Annotated in this window: 13 protein-coding genes; all 13 read right to left on the bottom strand. The window is 44.8% G+C overall.

Features of this window, described 5'->3' with window-relative positions:
• Nucleotides 1–8 precede the first annotated feature (8 nt).
• The 13 genes from DN752_RS22760 to DN752_RS22700 all read right to left on the bottom strand — a co-directional run bounded on the left by DN752_RS22760 (nt 9) and on the right by DN752_RS22700 (nt 21,144).
• Nucleotides 9–2,240 carry a right-handed parallel beta-helix repeat-containing protein gene (locus tag DN752_RS22760; RefSeq protein ID WP_112786107.1) on the bottom strand — a complete coding sequence of 744 codons (2,232 nt, stop codon included), beginning with the start codon at nt 2,238–2,240 and terminating at the stop codon, nt 9–11.
• Nucleotides 2,237–4,024 (bottom strand): arylsulfatase, encoded by a 1,788-nt coding sequence (locus DN752_RS22755; protein WP_112786675.1) that lies wholly within the window; start codon nt 4,022–4,024, stop codon nt 2,237–2,239. Before DN752_RS22755 ends, DN752_RS22760 begins: the two co-directional genes overlap by 4 nt.
• Before the next feature lie 79 nt (nt 4,025–4,103).
• Nucleotides 4,104–4,562, bottom strand: a complete 459-nt coding sequence (locus DN752_RS24635; RefSeq protein ID WP_162633328.1) for a hypothetical protein — start codon at nt 4,560–4,562, stop codon at nt 4,104–4,106.
• A 336-nt stretch (nt 4,563–4,898) separates the two neighbouring features.
• Complete coding sequence (locus tag DN752_RS22745) at nt 4,899–6,407, bottom strand: sulfatase (protein ID WP_112786105.1); 1,509 nt, start codon at nt 6,405–6,407, stop codon at nt 4,899–4,901.
• A 2-nt stretch (nt 6,408–6,409) separates the two neighbouring features.
• On the bottom strand, nt 6,410–7,873 hold the full coding sequence (locus tag DN752_RS22740) for a sulfatase family protein (protein WP_112786104.1): 1,464 nt from the start codon (nt 7,871–7,873) through the stop codon (nt 6,410–6,412).
• Nucleotides 7,874–7,893: 20 nt separating this feature from the next.
• Nucleotides 7,894–9,351, bottom strand: coding sequence for a sulfatase family protein (locus DN752_RS22735; protein WP_245949371.1), 1,458 nt, complete (start codon nt 9,349–9,351; stop codon nt 7,894–7,896).
• 10 nt (nt 9,352–9,361) lie between these two features.
• A complete protein-coding gene (locus DN752_RS22730) occupies nt 9,362–10,771 on the bottom strand; it encodes a sulfatase family protein (protein ID WP_112786102.1) in 1,410 nt (469 codons plus the stop codon).
• 123 nt (nt 10,772–10,894) lie between these two features.
• Nucleotides 10,895–12,307 (bottom strand): sulfatase, encoded by a 1,413-nt coding sequence (locus DN752_RS22725; protein ID WP_112786101.1) that lies wholly within the window; start codon nt 12,305–12,307, stop codon nt 10,895–10,897.
• A gap of 26 nt (nt 12,308–12,333) precedes the next feature.
• Nucleotides 12,334–14,802 carry a glycoside hydrolase family 95 protein gene (locus DN752_RS22720; protein WP_211324079.1) on the bottom strand — a complete coding sequence of 823 codons (2,469 nt, stop codon included), beginning with the start codon at nt 14,800–14,802 and terminating at the stop codon, nt 12,334–12,336.
• A 12-nt stretch (nt 14,803–14,814) separates the two neighbouring features.
• Nucleotides 14,815–16,728, bottom strand: coding sequence for a glycoside hydrolase family 97 protein (locus tag DN752_RS22715; RefSeq protein ID WP_170134470.1), 1,914 nt, complete (start codon nt 16,726–16,728; stop codon nt 14,815–14,817).
• A gap of 35 nt (nt 16,729–16,763) precedes the next feature.
• Nucleotides 16,764–18,167, bottom strand: a complete 1,404-nt coding sequence (locus DN752_RS22710; protein ID WP_112786099.1) for a sulfatase — start codon at nt 18,165–18,167, stop codon at nt 16,764–16,766.
• 16 nt (nt 18,168–18,183) lie between these two features.
• A complete protein-coding gene (locus DN752_RS22705) occupies nt 18,184–19,407 on the bottom strand; it encodes a DUF6786 family protein (protein WP_245949370.1) in 1,224 nt (407 codons plus the stop codon).
• A 351-nt stretch (nt 19,408–19,758) separates the two neighbouring features.
• Nucleotides 19,759–21,144 carry an alpha-L-fucosidase gene (locus tag DN752_RS22700; RefSeq protein WP_112786097.1) on the bottom strand — a complete coding sequence of 462 codons (1,386 nt, stop codon included), beginning with the start codon at nt 21,142–21,144 and terminating at the stop codon, nt 19,759–19,761.
• Nucleotides 21,145–21,153 lie beyond the last annotated feature (9 nt).

Here is a 21,153-nt window from a genome sequence, read left to right as displayed (position 1 = left end):
AAGTTTTGCTATTCCCGTAAACCAACCTGCGAAAGATCAATTGGCACAATGCCCATTTCCAATGCTGGTGAACCTGATTTAAAGTTAAAGTCTCCATTTTCAGGATCTACAAATAGCGGATCGACGGCCTTACTGTGGAGATCTACTCCATCTTGTTGGTTTTTATCGATCAGTGCTTTTCCCTTCTTGGGATTAGTTTTACAGAAGTAAATATTATAATCAGTGTCTGCGTCCATCACCCTGGCAAGAAGCCGCCCTCGACGGTCCTCGGAGCTCCCTTCTCTTCCAGAAGGCAGTTCATCGATAAACTTCCCTGTTTCATTGGTAGAATAGAATACGTTTCGCTTAATAGACGCACCCGTCAGAGGCCCTTCACGCACCGAAAGGTAGTAGCCTCGAGGTGGTGCGATTATATCCACTACTATGTTGTTTTCTACCCGGTTATCAAGTTTGGTTAGGATTCCTTGCGACGTACATCGATACAGCAGGTTTTCGGTGATCAATGTACCCGTCTGCCCCCCATCTGTACGAACGGCTGCCTGCATCTGGGTCTCTCCTACCATATCATGGATGTAATTTCGCCTAATCACATTATCCTCTCCAGAAGCACGGATATATATGGCATTTCCATCTCCAAGGCGTAACATGGAATGATGGATTTCATTATACTCGACCATGTTATCATGGGTATGTAAAAAGGGCAATATATCTTCACGGACCACCTCTTCTGGAAGGTGGCTAAGCTCATGGCGCCGAATAGTACGTGTCAACTCACGACCGTTCTTCATAAAAAAATGCGACATGCATCCCGACATGATCAAGGCCGTGTAATCAGTATGATGGATAAGGTTATTGGCAACACGGTTTTCGCCGCTTTGCCATAGGAATATCCCTGGCGAATGCCAGTAAACCTCTCCGACATGATGGATGTGGTTATTATAAACAGTATTCTCTTTGTTTACATCCTTTGTCCCTGGCCCATAGCCACATAGCAAGATCCCTCCTCCACCCATATGCTCTATATGGTTACTGGATAGGGTGTTGCCAATTCCATGTAAGTCCACCCGAATCGCTCCACTCCCGCTGTGCAAGAAATGACAGCTCTCCACCACACAGTTTTCGGTTCCTCGTAGCCGTAATATCGCATTGTCCTTATCCAGCATATCCCAATCGTGCTGGAGTCCTTTGTCTTCAGGGGAAAGTTGATAACGTTTGCCATGCTTAAATGTCAGGCCTTTAAAACGAAGGTTCCTGACAGGTTCATCTGAAGGCCCATCATAATCGATCCTTCCTTCTACCCTAATCAATTCATTTAATGTAGGAGCTACCACGGGCGAATCATTTCGCCTCCATAGATATAGCTTGCCTGATGTGGTGTTCAACACCCACTCTCCAGGCTCATCAAGTTCCTCCAGTACATTCTCGATCCAGCAGTTTTTAGTATCTGGCAAAAAATGGAGCTTGTTCATTGCGTAGGTGGCATCGAGAGAAGTAGTAGCGATATTCGTCTCTTCATTTACAGATTCCAAGGGTAGAATATTCGTGATCCAAGCGTGATGCGGACGTACGATAATTTCCACATCCGATAGATTAGACCAGTCCTTGATGGTTCCTGCCGGAAAATGCAGCCGGTTTCTTCCGTTTCCACCATCCAGGGAGATAAAGCCGTCTGAACGTGCACGGGGCAAAAGCCCATCAGCATCATAGAGTGTAAAGAACTTTTGGGAGATATTGGCTACCCAAATATTCCCGCGCGCTACTTCCGGCAAACCGGGAAGGTCTGAAGTCACTCGTTTCCAACCTGTGATCTGCTGGCCTGAACTGAAGACTGGAGTTTCGTCAGGATAGGCCTCGTAGCTAATGGTATTTGTGCCTTCTCCTGAATCTTCCACCCCAAAAACCACGGTCTCCCTTAGCCGATAGACACCTTCTCTCACTTGGACGACTATTGCCTTTTTTTGGTCTTTCTTTAGCTCTCTCACGGCATCTCGGGCTCTTTCCAAGCTAGCAAAGGGTCCATCTGACGCATCGCTATTGGGCGAAGACAAGGTGCCGGACCAATCGTCCGACCCTTGTGGTGATACATAAAAATCAGCCTCTTGAATCGCCCTTGCGTAGGTGGGACCGATTATGCTTCCTCCTATTAGGATGAAAATGATCAACAAGTATTTCACAGCACCTTCGAGTGTTGCACCGGAGGAATAAGACCAGGGACTTTCTTTGGAAACCAAGGGTATCATCTTAATTTTTCGATATAGACATAGTAAGCTGGGTGCACCCGATCGTTGGAATCAATGAGCTGTGCTTCCATATCGTATTTACCTGCGGAAATCTTCCCCGTAAAGGTCACCTCTTCTTGGCCTGATTGGATACTTTCGGTTTTGGACAGGTTTGCCACGTACAAATAAGCCTCTTTAAAGTCGCTCTTTGTGCTGGCCTGCATATCCCTTTCCAGCTCTATGGGTTTATCCCCGGCGGGAAAAACAGCATTTATGCCCAAGCCACTTTCTCGAGGAAACCTCCTCAGGGTAATGGAGTACTCTCCATCCTCGACAAACGCTATTTTCCACCGTCCAGTCGCCTGCGAGGCATTGGTGGCTCCATCTTGGTGCCAAGCGTGCCCATGTTTTCCGGTCAACATATCATGGGCAGAAATGCGACTTGGATTTTCCTCATCAGAACCTACTTTTATATAGGCATACCGTTCGTTTGGCCCCTCAGCCATTATGGACTCCCACCATTTTTCATACCCCACAGCTAGCTTTTCTGCCACCAATGGATGCTGATCGATAACATTCTTGGATTGGATCTTATCTGTACTCATATCATACAGTTCTTCCCCATCCACCAATCGCCATCTTTCATCCATTACTGAATAGTTTTTGTACTTCACCAGGTTCTGTAGCCGTTGGGTATCCACATATAAGATCCTGTTTGGCCATGATTGTGGATTATCAGCCATTAATGGTTTTAGGCTTACACCATCAAGGGATTTTACGGGATTAAAATCAAAGCCCAGAAGATCCACAAACGTGGGCAGCAAATCATAGTGCGCCACAAGTTTATCAATGTCTTTACCTCCTGTCAGCTGCCCATCCGGCCAACGGATAAACAAAGGCACACGGTGACCTCCCTCGTACACACTGCCTTTACTGCCCCTCAAGCCGCCATCATAAACCCTCTTTCCTCCGGCAGTTCCATTATCAGTAGTAAATACCAGTATGGTGTTTTCTGTCAGCCCAAGCTCATCGAGCTTCTCTTGAAGTCGTTTAAAGTTGTCATCGATATTGGTAATCATGCCGTAAAATCGCTTGAATCGCTCTGGGAGTTCTTCATCATTGATATCCATATACATGTCCAAATACTCCTTAGGTACGTTCAGGGGCGCATGGGGTGCATTGGTGGATATATAGGCAAAAAATGGCTTATCCTTATTTTCTTCAATAAAATCCATGGCCTCCGAAAAGAATACATCTGTGCAATACCCTTGATATTTTTCCAGCTCGCCATTGTGCCAATAGGTGTCATCAAAATAGTCATTGCCCCAGTAGTCAGGACCTTGGCTAATGCCGCCCCCACCATGGCGAACTACTTCATGAAACCCTCTATCCTCCGGTCTAAACGGATAATTATCGCCTAAGTGCCATTTACCAAACATACCATTGGTATAGCCGTTTTGGGCAAACACCTGGGGCAATATCACTTCATCTTCAAAAAGCAGTGAACGCCCCGTAATGGTATGAAACACATTGACACGGTTAGTGTGCCTCCCCGTCATGATAGCTCCTCTGGTGGGTGCACAAGTAGTGGAGACGTGATAGTTGGTAAACCTGACAGCATCATCATAGAAGGCGTCCAGGTGGGGCGTTTTGATATAGGGATTACCTGATGCGCCTAAGTCCCCAGTCCCTTGGTCATCGGTGATGACAAAGATAACATTGGGCTTTTTTTGTGCTACAGCCTCATACTGGCAAAACCATATCCCTCCTACAAGGAAAACGAGTGTTTTTAATGCAATTTTCATTTTATACGTCATAGTATACAGGTTATTTTTGGGGTAATTCATTATCTACAAGGTTCTATCCGGAATCACTGCCGTTTAGCTAATCCGGAAGTGGTACCAAATACCTCTCCGACAATAGGTGCATTTTTACGCGGAGCTTGGCTCCTGCCACTTCACAAAAGGGCTGGTATAAATCAATATGCGCAGTAAGGCCATCTATGTCTTTTCTTTCTTCTAATTTTTCTTTCCTGTACCAAAAAGCAGGAACTTGGGTTCCTCCCTCAAATGGCAAATATCCGCTCATACATGTCGCTCTCATGGGAGCATAAGTAGGGCTGACGCAGAAGTAAGAAAAACGTGTGGAATGTCTATAAAAGTGATCTATATGAGAGGGGATTACGGCCTTGTTTCCCATACAGACCAAATCATCGATACCCTGATCATCCTTCATTAGGAGAATAAGGCCAGGACGGCTGTTGTAGAGTGGTTGTGCTTGAGCTTGAAGGCTAGAAAACACCACTACTAAGAAGAACATAATCAGGAGCACACCCCTATTCATATGGTTTTACTTTGGGTTTTATTGTTTATGACCAATTATTAATGATATAAATCCTTTTACAATCTACTATTTAGAAAGCAACATTAAGCATAAATCCTCCCTTTATTCTGTACACACCTGTGCACAAGTGTTCTCTATACATCATTCCATCTAAGTCCGGAAGGCTTCTATAGCGTGGAATTTGGTATGGCTAGATGAAGGTGTTGAACTAGGCTTTCAGCCTGCAAGGGGAATGGTTTTTGGATACTTTCTCCTATTGTGCCCTATGTGTCTAATGTGGTTGTGAAAATTAAGCCAGCTACTTTACCTTACTTTCTTAACATCTCAACCCCCGGGTTAAAAGACCAATTTAGAAGCGGAAGGAAGTGGTACTTGATGCTGCTTTCTCCACTTGGTAAGTTCATCTACCAACTGAGCAGATATTACTGGTCTTTCATCCGCTAGGTTGTTTGACTCTTTGACGTCTTTTTCCAAATCGTAAAGTTCTATTTCTCCATCAAGTAAAAATTGGATCAATTTCCATTTACCTTTTCTTATTATGGAGCAAGGGGGATTTTTATAGGTGCTGGCAATATGCCAAAAAAGCGGTCGCTCCTTAAGTTCACGTTGTTCCAGAAGTGGTACCAGGCTTTCTCCATCCAAAACACCCGTATAGTTATTGACACCTGCCAATTCCAAAAATGTAGGGAAATAGTCCATACCACTGACCGGCACATCCGAAACCCCCGGCGCTACCTGTCCTTTCCAGTTTACTAAAGCTGGTACTCGGATGCCGCCTTCATAAACGGTCCCTTTGGCACCTCGAAGCGTATTGGTACCACTCTGCAGCCCGTTAAACCCATTATCGGAAGTAAAGATCACCAATGTATTTTCTCGTAGTCCTTCCTTATCCAAATAATCAAAAATACGCTGCACATTTTCATCAAGGGAGGCGATCATGGTGGCGTAACCGGCTATTTCTTCAAGATTATTACTGCCCTGTCCCGTGTGTTCATCAGGAGACTTCTCCAAAAACTTCTGAAGCCACTCTTCGTTTCTTGGCACCGTGGGGCGATGCGGGGCATAGTAATGAAGGTTGACAAAAAAGGGTTGGTCTTTATTCCTTTTGATAAAATCAATGGCTTCGTCCGTAAGCCTGTCAGTAAGCCATTCATCACTTTCTTTTTCTTCTATAAACGGGTTGTTGAACGGTGCTATATAACCACCGCTCTCTGAACGATACCCTGCTTCATATCCTCTGGCAGGATCCCCCCACCAAGTTCCTCCTACATTTTCATGAAATCCCTTTCCTGTGGGATAGTATTGCTGAATCTTTGCTGATTTGTGTTTTTCTAACCAGTCAAAGCTCCCATTTGCAGGCTGCTTTAATGGTTTCACAAATGGGTAATCGGTCTCTTCATCGGGATGGGGGCCTACCACATGCCACTTTCCTAAATGGATAGACCTATACCCTGCTTCTTTCAAGGGCGCTGCATACATGGTATGCTCTAACCCCACCGTCCAGCGTGAAAAAATATTATGGTTGTTGTCTCCTTTTTCTAACACGGGAACATTGTACACGCCTGTCCTGAAGGACTGTTTCCCTGTCAACAAAGCCGCTCTGGATGGAGAACAAGTAGGGTACATATACGCATTGGTAAAAACAAGGCTTTCCTCCGCCACTTTATCCAAGTTGGGCGTTTCAAACCACTGACTCCCCATAAACCCTACATCCTGCCAGCCCAGATCATCCGCCATGATGAAGATGATATTGGGTGTCCTATTCTTGATTTGATCGGCCATGCAAGGATACAAACCATAAAACAAAAAGAAGCCCTGTGCCAAAATTTTAAAACATCTCATCATAGCTATTTAGTATTTGAATTCAATTCCCCTACTGGTCTTTTGTTTTTTTCCAGTTCAGCATAGAAAATCTCAGCTTCCTTGAGTAATCTATTTGAGATTTCGGGATGTTGTTTTAACTTATCATACTTCTCAGAAGGATCTTTTTCAAGATTATATAATTCCAATGGTGCTAACTCGCCTGAAGAATTATTTTTCAAGAACATTTTCCACTTGTCATCTCGTATCGCCCTATAGTTAGCCGGGGCTTTGGCTTGACTTCCTCCAAAATAATGCAAGAATCTATGTGGAGAAGTCTCTTTTTTCCCCATGAGCAAAGATGATAAGTTGGTTCCATCTATAATCCTATCGCCTGGTATTTCAGCTCCTGCCAAGTGAGCAAAGGTAGGAAGCAGATCAATGGTACTGGCCATAGCATTGGTACGCCTACCTCCCAGAATATTTCCAGTCCATCTAAAAATAGCAGGAACGCGTATGCCTCCCTCATACAAGCTTCCTTTTGCTCCCCTAAGAGGCCCTGCTGAACCACCATCAGTACCATATTTAGGGGTTGGGCCATTATCTGAAGAAAAAACCACCAAGGTGTTATTATCTATTCCCAACTCTTTCAGTTTTTCTATTATCTGCCCACAACTCCAATCAACTTCCATAATGGCATCGCCATACAATCCCCTGTCTGACTTGCCCTTAAACTTATCGCTGGCAAACAATGGTGTATGGGGCATGGTATGGGCCAAGTATAAGAAAAAAGGTTGACGGGAATTATTTTCAATAAATTCAATAGCCTTTTCTGTAAAACGAGTGGTCATTTGAACTTGATCCGGATTTAGTTCAATCACTTCTTCATCTTCCATTAAGGGCAAGGGAGGAAAGCTCCATTCGCCCCCAACAGTATAGCCAACCTCATCAGCTCGCTCAAGTATTTGTTGCATCAAGGCGGTATCTTTTAAATCTTTTACAGTTGTATTACAATGGTACGGCCACATATCATGTGAGTAGGGAAATCCAAAAAACTTGTCAAAACCTTGCCGAGTTGGGAGAAATTCCGGAGCATCACCTAAATGCCATTTGCCAATATGCATGGTCTTGTATCCCGCTGTTTTAAGAAGTTCTGGAATGGTAGTCTCATTTGAGTGAAGTCCATATTGGGATTCAGGTAATTCGTTAAATGAGTGACTCACTCGCGAATGATAAGACCCCGTCATTAATTGTGCCCGAGAAGGGCCACAAACTGCTGCTGCATAAAAACTAGTAAATCGTATTCCCTCAGAAGCCATGCGGTCAATATGGGGAGTTTCAATAGTTGGAGAACCATAACACCCCAAATCACCATAGCCTAAATCATCTACAAAAATTAAAATGATATTGGGCTTGTCTTGTGCCTGTGACCTTAAGGAACTACTGAAACAAACCAGTAAAATAAACACACTTAATTTCATGTTCCTTAAGGACTTATGATTCAATTTCATTTCAATTGGGTTGTTTAGGCTTAGAACTTTTCTTGAATATCATCGAAGGGAGGCACTCGTTGGTCACTTCCTACTTGACCTACATCACCAAGCTCTGCCCTCACCCTCTCTGCTTCCAGCAGCAGCTCTTTGACCACTTCTGGATGCGCATCAGAAATATCGGTCAACTCTCCCATATCATTATCCAAATTGAACAACAGCGGTCTTTTCAATGCTTCCAACCCCTTGCATGAGATGTTCTTTAGGTTCTTTCCGCCAAAGGGTTTGGCGTTGTCATTTTTTGACCAAAACGGCTGGTCTTCTACCGTTCTGGGAAGGTGGAGTTTCCACTTTCCTTTTCTTATGGCCTGTAAGTTGATCCCATTATAATAGTACAAATATTGATGGGGGGAAGTACCTTGTCCTGACTCCAAGATGGGCGTGATATCTTTCCCATCGATGGTTCTATCATCGGGAAGTTTTGCTCCTGCTAGATTGGCTATCGTAGGTAAGAGATCCATGGACGATAAAAGGGTGTTGTTTGTACCACTTGGTATTTTCCCCTTCCACCTTATGATGGCCGGGATACGAAAACCACCTTCCATGGTGCTGTACTTGCCTCCATTTAGTGCTCCAGCAGAGCCTCCAAAATGACATATAGCAGGGCCATTGTCAGATAAGAATATCACCAAGGTATCCTCATCCAACCCATTTTCACTAAGTGCATTCAGTAATTCCCCGACATAATGATCCAATTCCTGTACAAAATCTCCATATAGGCTCCCTTTTGAAGTTCCTTTAAAGGCATCGTTTGGCATAATGGGAGAGTGAACAGAATGGTAAGCCAAATAGAGGAAAAAAGGGTTCTCCTTATTTTCTTCGATATACGCAATTGCCTTTTGGGTATAGTCACCAATTAGTGATTCGAAAGCCACATTCTCTTTTACTACTTCACGGTTATTATAGACATCATCTAATTCAGGGTGACTTTTGTGCCAATTGGATTGCAAACCATAAAACTGCTGAAAACCATGATCTACAGGCTGTGCGCCGACATTAAACCCGAGGTGCCACTTCCCAATGGCCATGGTCGCATAATCTTCCTTCAACAGTAAATCCGCAATGGTGATCTCATCAGGATGTAATCCATAATCTTTATGTTTTTCGATTTTACCCTGAGCCACAGGAAACCCACACCTCATCGGGTAACGCCCAGTGAGTAGCGCCGCTCTCGACGGACTACAAACAGAGGAAGCCACCTGAAAATCGGTAAACCTGATCCCTTCGCTGGCCAGCTCATCTATATGGGGCGTCTTCACATCTTGTGCCCCAAAACTGCTTAAGTCTCCGTACCCCAGATCATCTGCAAAAAGAATGATTACATTGGGTTTTTCTTGGGCAATGCAGCTCAAATAACTACAGCATAAGAGTGCCAAAAGAACTGGCTTTATACTGATCGTCAGACTTGGAAACAGGTGGGTTTTAAATGGGCTCATCATATGGTTATAGTTATTTTGAAGGAATAAGATCGTTGGGCGTAAAATAAGGCTCATTTCCAAGAGGGCGGGCATTTTCACCCCGTTTTTCATAGTCACCGATATCCTTTTTGGCCCAGTCAAGAAGCTGGTTAAGTTCTTCCACTATTTCAGGATTTTGGGCAGAGACATCGGTAGTTTCCCCAATATCATTTTCCAAATCATACAGCACATGCTTGGTAAACAAAACCCGGTCTTCAGGAGCTATGTGAACAGGCCACTTGGTGTAGTTGATAAGACCAGAAGATGGGTGGTGAGGTAAATGCAGCTTCCACTTTCCCTTTCGCACTGCCCGTAATTCCTGATGTGCGTAATAGAAATATGGCCGATCCAATGTTTTGGTATTCCCATGCATAATATCCGAAATATCCAATCCATCAATCACCCGGTCGCTAGGAAGCTTCGCCCCTGCTATCTCAGCAATAGTCGGCAGCAAATCGATGGTGGCAGTCACTTGGTCAGAAGTCGTCCCAGCAGGGACATTCCCTGGTGCCCGAATGATAAAAGGCACCCTAAAACCACCCTCCCAAGCGGAGGTTTTGGCACCACGGAGAGGGGCTGCATGTCCGGCATGATCTCCTTTAATCCACCATGGCCCATTATCACTGGTAAAAATCACGTAGGTATTTTCGTCCAAACCCAATTCCTTTACCTTGTCCAAGAGCCGCCCAACATTAAAATCAATTTCCTCAATCACATCCCCATAAAAACCTCCCGCTGATTTCCCTTTAAACTCATCAGAAACAGCTAGCTTGGTATGGGGCATGGTATGTGCGAGATATAAAAAAAACGGCTGCTCCTGATGCTTGTCAATAAAATCAATGGCCTCATCCGTGTACCGTCTCGTAAGGGTAGACATGTCAGTATTTAGCGCTACCAGTTCTTTATTGCGGATTAAATGCACCCGGGAATCGTTGCTTGTAGGCGTAAGGAACGAGTCATCGAACCCTTGATGGGCCGGAAGCAAATCGGGATTGAATTTTTCGGGATTATGTCCGGCCAAATCCCACTTTCCAATCATACCCGTGGCATAACCAACGGGTTTGAGTACTTCGGCTATCGTAACTTCGCTCAGGGACAGTTTAGGATGTGGAGCCTCGCCGTTATCATTCCGGGCATTTCGCATTGGGTAACTCCCCGTCATCAAAGCTGCTCTAGATGGCCCACAGACTGTCTGGGCATAAAAACTGGTGAATTTCATCCCCTCACTGGCCATTCTATCTATATTCGGTGTCCTGATATCCGGCGAGCCAAAACAACCCAGGTCCTGATAGCCCTGATCATCAGTGAAAATGATGATAAAATTGGGTTTGCTATCTGTTTTTTTGAGGCTACATGCACTCAAAAACAGTATATATCCCACCACAACACATGCTCTTATCATAATAACGTTACATTTTGTACTTCATAGAAAACAACTTCTTTTCCGTAGTTTTCACTTCCCAGACCTAAGAAAAACTATTCTGATATGGTGTACATAAAAGCACCTCCATACCCCTTCCCCTCATCAGTTGGGATTAAACACGGGATTAATTCTATCTGGAACTGGAGCATCCACGGCTGCAGTCCAGGCCTTTAACTCTGTCAATAAGTTTGCTGCTATTGCCGGCTTCTCCTCAGAGAGATCTTTTGATTCTCCCTTATCATTGACCACATCAAATAACTTTATGGACTTATCTTCATAATAATAGATCAGTTTATACTTTCCCCTCCGGATCACGGTCGCTGGGACACCACGCCAATACATATGATCCGTGCCCAAGACAGGAAAAGTCCCCGAATAAACCCCGTGGTCGATATTTGCATAAAGCGGAAAGTGCCAGAAAATAGCACGTTCAGAGAGCGTTTTCCCTTCCATTAATGGCAGCATAGAAACCCCGTCCACCGGGTAGGTGCTTTTCTCCAGCGATGTCCCGGCAATATCAGCAAAGGTGGGCAGATAGTCCACAAAAGTAATCGGAGTAGCATTGGCCGATCCCGGACGGATCCTCCCTGGCCACACCATGCAGGTAGGGATCCGGATGCCTCCTTCATATAAGGTCCCCTTATAGCCATATAAAGGAAGATTGTCAGTGGCATCGGGAAAGCCGCCATTGTCAGAGGCAAATATGAACAAGGTGTTTTCCTCTAACCCCAACTCGCGCAACTCCTCGCGAAGCCGCCCTACAGAATGATCGGTGGCTTCCATCATAGCGGCATATACCGGGTTGAAATCCCCTCCTGTCTGTGCCTTTTTGGCTTTGTACTTTTCGATAAGAGCCGAGTCAGCCACTAAGGGTTTATGCACTTCATGATGGGCCAAATAAAGGAAAAATGGACGGTCTTTGTTGTTGCGGATAAACTCAATTCCTGCATCGGTAAGTTTCCTAGCGGAAGCTTTGTCTTCCCAGCCTCTGTGAACATCCATGCTATAATCAAATCCCTGCTCATTTTCTCCCACATGCCACTTGCCGCACCTTGCAGTCACATAGCCAGCGGGTTTTAGCACCTTTGCCAAGGAATTGACGTCTGGTTCTAGGTCTCCTATCGCTTGAAACCAATCGTAAGTATCATTTTTCACCTCCCTGTTCGGAACGGCTAACTTCATATATTCCAGTTTGCCACGGGCACGATTACCAGGGTGATAAATGCTATGCCGCGGTGAATACATGCCAGAAATCAGGCAAGCACGTGAGGGTGAGCAGACCGAAGCCCCGGAGTAGGCATGGTCAAAGCGCATCCCATCCACTGTCAATTGATCGATATTGGGTGTTTCAAAATATTCTTGACCGTTATATCCCACATCCGCCCAGGCCATGTCATCTGCCAATACGAATACGATATTGGGTGGAGAAAAGCCCGCTTCCTGTGCCAAGGAACCCTTCGGACACATCCCTAACATAAAAAACATTATTATCAATATGCCTATATTAAATTTCATGTGCTCTTATTCAAAATAGATGTAATTCAATTGTCAATAACTATTTCCTCCCCTTTTTTCAAAGAAATTACTTTACTTAGTTTGCCTTCTGAGTAGATCCTAAAATCCCCGTCGGCAGTGGCGTGTATTTTGGCCTCAGCCAATTTTCCATTCTCCCAAATAATATCCACTTCAAAACCACCACGGGCACGCAGCCCAATGATTTCACCATTCGGCCATGCCGAAGGTAAAGCAGGTAACAAATGAAGGATATAGGGCGCTTCGGCCAAGGATTCATCGGGAACGACGGGCAAGAAATGCTCAGGCTGATCCGTATCTTTTTTATAGGCAATAAAAGCAGCATCTTCTATGGTAGTGGCTTCGGCTTCCACGCTTCGCAGGTGACTCTGCAACAGCATCTCACATACCCCGGCAGCTCCGCCAAAGTTGCCATCAATCTGAAAGGGAGGATGAAAATCAAATAGATTAGGGTAAGCACGCTCTGCAGTTAAGAATTGGTAAAATTGGTGCGCCTTGTCCCCATTATGAAGGCGAGCCCAAAAACAGGTTTTCCAAGCGGTACTCCAGCCAGTAGAGATATCCCCACGATGCTCCATGGTCACCAGTGATGCATCCACCAGTTCTTTGGTCGTCAATGGAGAAAAATCCCTTCCCGGATGCAGGGCTATCAAATGTGAAATATGACGGTGTTGGTCCGTCGGACTGTCCCAGTCTTCCGGCCACTCCTGTATTTGCCCATATTGTCCGATTTTTTGCGGGCTCAATTGCGGAATCATTTCCTGAAGACTTCTTCGAAATCCCTTATCCTTACCCAGCAATGTGGCAGCCTCTATACAATCGGTAAAGAGGTTCAATACCAACTGCTGGTCCCAAGCAGCGCCATAAGTCTGTTTGTTCAGTTTACCATATTCCTCTACGAGATAGGCATTTTCGGGAGACCAAGTGGGGTAGACCACCAATGAACCATCCTTCCAAGGAGCGAGATGTGCCACAAAGAATTCGGCAGCTCCTTTCAGAATGGGATAAATCTCTTCTAGGTAGTCACGATCTTGGGTAAAGGCATAATGATCAAATAGGTTTTGGCTAAGCCAATGTCCGGCCTGCTGGTGACGACGGCCATGTTCATTTTGGGCGGTGAAGCCGAAGACATTTCCATTCAGCCCCACACTCCAGCCTTCGTTGATACCGAAGGTTTCACGCGCAGTATGGGCGCCTGACTGGGCCAGGACTTTCATCCATTCCACATAAGGACGAAAAGACTCCGACAAGTTAGCAGGATCCACCATCCAATAATTCATTTCTACATTAATATCCGTATGATAATCACAGTTCCACGCTGGATCCAAATGGCCGTTCCATAGCCCTTGTAAGTTGGATGGAACCGGCGCAGTACGCGAACAGCTCAGTTGCAAATACCGTGAGTAATTAAAATAGAGGTTCTCCAGTTCCAGGCTAGCCCCTTTTTTGACCAACCTGTCAGTGGTCATCCCGGAAGGCTGGTAATCCAAATGAAGCTGACAACGGTCCATAAGGGAAGATACATCCTTCTCGTGAACACTTCTGAGCCTATCATATCCCAAACCAACCGCTGCCTGAATGTTCTTTTTATTATCAGCTGCATAATTCCTCCCCTTAAATGATGGATAAACGGGCAAGTAATCAGTATAGGCTGATAGATAGACCTTCACCTTCGTGGCACCAACGACCCGCATGGAGCCATCCTCTTGGGGCACTAGCTTCCCTTTACCCGGATCAATATAGACCATCTGCTGAAAGCCAATAGCATCTTTTACCATGGGGACTTCTCCTGTCAGCACCACATAATTCCCCTCTGCCTTGACATTCTTTATATCATGAAAAGTCTCCACTCTTATGTCAAGGTCCATCGTAGCGTTACTAGCGGTGTACCGGAGGGCTACCACATCATTGGGATGGCTACAGAAGTACTCTCGGGTAAAATGACCTTCACCTATGCTGTAGCTTACCTTCCCCACTCCTGTGCGGGCATCTAGTGAGCGACTGTAGGCGCTTACTTGTGCACTATCGTGCCCCGTGGAAATGTACAAATCCGCAAAAGGCGCATAATTCCCCAAAGGCTGCGTGCTGCTGAGGTACTTTGTGGACATCGCTTCCATGCTGTTTTCCGAAGTGCCGTAGTTTCCATTCCTGTATGCCTCACGCACTTTATCAAATTCCCGGTAAGCCCCTATTCTTGTACCTGATTGAGCCACTTCATCAAGCCCCCGTTTACTGTTCATCCATACCGTGATATCATTGATCAGCAGGTGCTCCTCCTCAATGCCACCAGAGAACATGGCTCCCAAACGACCATTGCCCAGTGGCAAGGCCTCTTGCATATATCCTTTTTTGTTGGGGTCTTCTCGCTGTGCTGTGGTGAATTTGCTGGCAGGCTCATCATAGCGAAGCACGGTTTGTGCTTTTGCCTGAGTAGCTACCACTATCAGTAAACAGCTCCATAAAATGGTCCTTATCATTCCAGACATGGGTTATTTGGACGGTCTTATCCACATACAGTGTCCCCCTCCTGGGGCCATTACAGCTTCTATCACATCACCTTTTTTTACCTTCCCTGTTCTTACTTGATAGGCTTCAGGATTCGTTTTGCCGTGGGTTTCTGGAGTATCTTCATAAAAAGTCACCTCGTATTGTTTCCCTTCTTCCAGAAAGTCAAGCTGTATATCCAAGGCGCCTCCTTCTTGGTTATAAACACTGCCAATGAACCACTCTTCGCCATGTCGCCTAGCGGTGGTAATGTATTTGCTGAGATCGGAATGAAGGATACGGCTTTCGTCCCATTTTCCCACCGGCAGTTTCTGAATGAACTCAAACAGGTCGGCTTTGGCAGAATAAGCTTCCGGCGCATCGGGGATGCATACCAAACCGCTAAAAATCACCAATGTTCTCGCTGCTTCAGAGACCACCGTTGACACATAAGAATTGGTTTTTCTGGGCCCCTTTTGACGTTTGCCACTGTTGATTCCTGTTAGGTCAAAATTACCGTTGTTCATGTCCAATGGCCCTGTAATGGCATTGATCAATGCCATTTTGATAAAGGACTCTGGAGTAAAGGCCCTTCGGGAATCCTGCTGTGCATGACAATATTCCCTGGTGATCGCATTGGGATAGGTACGTCTAATACCCGTAAATGGAACTGGTCCATCGTGAAAATCAATCAACAAATGGCTTTCGGCACTTTTTTGGATAGCTGCTCGTGTAAAGTCCACATCACTTCCCATAAAGCCGTACTTGATCCCTTTCATCCCCAACGACTGATAATAAGGAAAAAGACCTTCATCACCGTATTCGCCGTGTTTTCGATCATAATATAGGATCAATTCCACCTCTTTTTTTGCAGCATAATCAATCACCTCTTGTAAGTCCAACTGATCTGACAATTCGAAATGTCCCTTACTGACGTGCTTGTACCAAGAATCGTCTATCAAGAAATACCTGATCCCTTTTTCTGCGGCAAAATCGATAAACCTAAAATAACTCTCCGTATTGATACCATACACAAACCCATCGGGAGCTGTGTAGCCATGGACTCGCCAGTCCCATAACGTTTTTCCCGGCTTTATCCAATCCGTATTATCAAGCTGTGTGGGGGTAGCCAGATTAACTGGCACGGTATTCACCACCAAATCTCCAGCAGAGTTGCCCAATAAAATCACCCTCCAAGGACTTGTCCATTCCTCTTCGTTTAAGGATACGGAGTTTACAGCGGCAATATTCCCGGACGCTTCCCCGATATTCAGCCGCATCGGGTCAATTCCCCTTGCAGCATATAAATCAGACTCAAGCAAGGCTATATAGGATTGATCTGAAGACTCAACTACCAATGGAACGCTGAATTTCTTCACTTTCCCATCTTCTTGCGTGACTACTTCCCTCAGCCCAGCAAACTTCACGGGTCCTACGGGTTCTGTTTCTCCCTTCGGGAAAAAATAATTACTTCCCTCAGGCAAATTATAGGTGCACTTAAAGTCAGCGGCTGTAGGTTTATCGCCTTCATTAAGGATAATCCGAAAAGCCACGCCCTGGTCATAGGCCCTTGCCAGCAACTTGCCTCCTACCCCATCGAAATCTACCTCCAATTGAAGGGCTTTGAAGTGATCCCTTATGCTGCTATGCTGCCCCCACACGGGCTGCCAGGTACTGTCACTCTCTATCTCCTTAGCTCCCAATATGGTCACGTTACCATTGTCGAATATTTCTAATTCAGAAAAACCAATTCTCTCTTTTCCCTTCTGATTGACCCGGTAGTTAATCTTATTCTCTACCAGTTTGATATCAATGGAAACCTCTTCGTTAGGGGAGGCAATATGGAAATTGTCCAATGGTTTCTTACAAGAAACAAGACTCCCCATGAAAGCAACAATCAATACGAGTTTATGCAGCATCTTAGGTTATTTTATAGTGTTTTATGTTTCTAATGTTAATTTTGTTCATTCTTTGCTGGCATTTCGGCATCCACCTCTTTCTGCCATCCTTCCAGTTTGGCCAGTAGTTCATCTCTCTTTTCAGGGTTTGCCGCCGAAAGGTTATTTTCTTCTCCAAGGTCATCCCTTAAATTAAAGAGGTAAACCTGCTCGGATTCAAATTCCTTAATCAACTTCCAATCCCCTTGCCGGATAGCGGCTCCCATAGAAAGCCCCTCTTTGCGGTGATGTGGAAAATGCCAATAGATCGCCCGTTCTTCAAAACCGCCTTTTCCATATATCAAGGGCTGCAAATGCTTCCCTTCAAGTCCGGGATAATTAGCAGCTGCGCCACCAGCGATCTCCAAAAAAGTAGGGAAAAAATCGACTGTCGTAACCGGCTCCGCAGACTGACTTCCTGCTTTGATTTTCCCTGGCTGACTTACTATCATCGGAACTCTTATCCCTCCTTCATATAAAGTTCCTTTCTTTCCCTTTAAGGGCTTGTTGCCCCACAGGCCTCCATTATCGGAATAAAAAACCACCATTGTGTTTTCCAATAATTCCAATTCATTCAATTTATCCATCACCTTGCCTACATTTTGGTCGAGTTTTTCGATCATGGCAAAGTACTTATTCCCCTCATATTTTTCGACCGTCGCTTCAGGCGCGCTCAGTGGTGTATGCACCGTGTAGGTAGCCAAGTTCAGAAAAAAAGGCCCCTCCTTGTTTTCCTCTATAAACCGAACCGCCTCATCACCAAGCCTATCGGTCAAGTATTCTCCCTCCTTACGGTCCTCGATGGTACCATTGCTGTAAGGGTCAAAATAGCTCTTGGGCTGACCATAAGCGCAACCACCGATATTCACATCAAACCCTTGTTTTTCAGGATGATAATTAGCATTCACAATACCATCTTTGGTATAGATGGAGCCCTCACCTCCAAGGTGCCATTTTCCTATATATCCTGTGGTATATCCTTGCTCTTTTAAGGCTTCCGCTACGGTTGTCTCAGTGAGTGGCAAATGGTCCAAGAAATAACCTTCCCTTAATTTTTGGCCTTCGCTGAGCTTATCCATGTACTTTTCCATTCCCATACCGGGAATGTGGCAAGTTAATTTTACAGTTGCTGGATATTTTCCCGTCATTAGACTGGCACGGGTCGGCGAACACACCGGAGCCGCAGCATACGCATCCGTAAATACCATTCCGCTGGCGGCCAGCTGGTCGATATTGGGCGTGTTGATCCCAGGCTTATGATTCATATAGCCTACATCCGAATACCCCAAGTCATCCACCATGATAAGGACTATATTGGTTTTTTCGGTTGCGGTGTGGTCATCGTTCGTTTGCGATGATCCATTACACGCAGATAAGGCTATTGCTATTAAGGCCAAAGGCCATAAATTCATTCTAAACATAGTATAGGGTATATAGTTAATGTTCACCAAAAACCGCTTTAATCTCTGTCAAGGACACATGAAATAGCTTTTGAACTATTTCGTCCAACTGTTCTTCTTTACCGCTGATATGGAATATCCGTTGGGTATGTTTCATGCTTTCTTTAGGTCCGAGTAGAGCAGCGGGCGAGGAACTTTCTATCTCATAAAACGGCCCTAGTATAGATCCATCAGCCACGGGGCCATCATTATAGGAATTCAAAGCATCCCCTTTTAAGGGGTCCTCTTGCTCTCCCCATTTTGAATTGACATACCTTTTAGGTGTGGTGGGCTTGGAATACCAGAGAATGGTCAAGCTGTTTGTCTTAGGATCGTAGCTTCCACTATAAGGGGTGGATCGCTCCGGAGACAGCCCAATCTTGCTCCGGTATGTACCGTCTACTTTAAAATAAACCATGCCATCTTTTACGATGAGCCTATCCGACGGGACCTTTCCGAAATAATTGTCTTCCACAATCTTACCAAGCTCCTCCTTGCTTCCTTCATGATAGGGCATGAAAACCACCCCTTTTTCAGATGGATTAAACATGGACAATAACCATATGGACAGGAAACCGGTATTTTCATCCCAGGTATTTTCTCCTTTATTGGTGATGATATTCTCCGATTCATAGCCTACCCAATCGATGGCAGAATGGAGGGAGGATTTCAGCGTTTCTTCTGTTTCCTTTATTCCCAAAAGTGTAATAGTACGGTCTACTCCTATATTTAGGGAAGTTCCTGAGGCATTTTCCAATTGGAAGGTTTTATGAAACTGCACCATCCGATCGTCCTTTTCCACCACTTCGAAAGCCTCCGTATCGAGCACATTGGGCACTTTCCAATGGTCAAAATCCTGCTCATCCCCTTGCTCAAAATAAATAGAAAAAGGGCCTCCTTCCGGCCCTAACCAAAACCGCTCTTCTCCACCAAATGGATTGAACTTAGTATTGGTCTCTCCTGCTTCGATATAGTCATGGTTGATCCAACCAAAGCTCTGGCCTTCCTTACCATTGGAAGTACTGGTCATTATCCTTCCTTGATATCCTGGAGATATAAGCACTGCTGCGCCACTGTCATCATCCTTCAACTGGATCATTTCCATTGCCTGCTGCTCAAAGAAGGCTACGTCATACCCGTAGGTACCTTTGGAATAGGGCTGTAGGCTATTACATGATACCATTAGAGCAGCAACAAAGAAATAAATAAGATTAGTCTTCATTTTTTTTGCAGATTAATTGGATTGTGCATCTTTTTTAACCCGGATTATGCGTTAGGAATCGTAGTGAGAGCTGAAATTGCAAGAAAATCAGTTAGTTTGGAGGCATTAGCGTAGCACCGCTACGGTTATGCCGAAAACTAAAGTGAAACGGCTGATTTTGAAGCAGTTTCAGGTCGAAACAGATAGGCTAATGCATATTCCGGGTTTAAGGTTTGATTATACGCTTTCTTGCCAGTAGATTTTATTCCTCACAGAACCTACAGAATCCCCAGAATGAAATAAGGCTTTTCTGAGACTTCGGTGATTGCTGTGATTACTGGTATCATTGCGGATATACATAAAAGACTTCACTTAATTCTTTAGAAAGATTTCAATCACTGGGATTTCAACCTTGGGTTTATTGATAGGCAGCAATAGATTTATATCGCTTTCATCTGTTTCTTGTTTTATCCATGCACCATGTGGTTTGCCCATTTTAATCTCAGAAGCATCGTGCAAAAACTGAGCATAGCGAATCTTATCGGCAAATCCCTTCATTAGAAAGTTTTTCATCGGGTAGTCAAGTAGGTGGACATATAATCGGTTTGTTGTAGGATTATAGGTTAACAAAGTATTTGCGGGAGCTTCAAACTCATCCGGTGCTTGCGTGCATCCATAAATTGACCGAGAATTGAATTTCATCCATTCCCCCATTTCTTCAAGAGCTTCATCTGCACGATAGTCGAATGTTCCTCTGGCAGTTGGTCCCACATTAAGTAATATGTTCCCTCCTTTACTTACCGATTCAATTAATAGCACCAAAAGTTGCTTATTGTCTTTCCATGTATGCTCATCACGATAATAGCCCCAAGAACCGGAAAAGGTCTGACAAGTTTCCCAAGGGATTTTTTCACCATCTATTTCTGGCCATTTTTCTACTTTGAACTGCTCGGGTGTAGTGAAGTCCCACCCTCCTTCATAATCTTTTAAATCCAATCGATCATTGACCAAAATACCAGGCTGAAGTTCTCTGACCATTTTTAAAAGCTCCACAGAACCCCAGTCGTCTTTGCCTTTTCCGAATTTTCCGGGATAGGAAAAATCCAGCCAAAGTACATCTACTTCCCCATAATTGGTGAGAAGTTCTCTCACTTGATTCTTAAGGTACTCCCTGTAGATTCCCATATCCCGTCCTTTATTTAACTCATCGTATTCCTCCTGTGTTTTTGCACTCTGGGGATGCCTGCTATCTATGGTAAAGTCAGGATGATGCCAATCGATGAGTGAGTAATAAAATCCAATCCCTAGGCCTTCGGCGCGGAAAGCATCGACCCATTCCTTTAGAATATCCTTTCCATAAGGAGTATTCATAATATCATATTCAGTGTATTCAGAATCAAACATGCTAAACCCTTCATGGTGCTTAGCGGTGATCACTGCATATTTCATCCCAGCGGCTTTGGCCTTTTTTGCCCACTCTTTTGGATTGAAAAGGTCCGGCTCAAATATCTCAAAGTACTTTTTATACTCCTCATCTGAAATACGTTCACGCTTCTTGACCCACTCATGCCGTGCAGCCTGAGCATACAGTCCCCAGTGAATAAACATACCAAACCTGGACTCCGTCCACCAGGACATTCGCTCTTCCTTTTGGGCCGCTGTTTCATCCCATATTTTTTTCTGGGAAAAGCAAGGCTGAACCAGTAGACCTAAAGCCAGCAGTATAAAGATCAATCCTTTCTTGTCTAAAAGCCTCATATCATTAGT

This window comes from Echinicola strongylocentroti, from assembly GCF_003260975.1.
In the GTDB taxonomy this organism is placed as follows: Bacteria; Bacteroidota; Bacteroidia; order Cytophagales; family Cyclobacteriaceae; genus Echinicola; species Echinicola strongylocentroti.
Note: the sequence above shows the minus strand (reverse complement) of the source record. Positions and strands in the feature narration are given on the sequence as shown.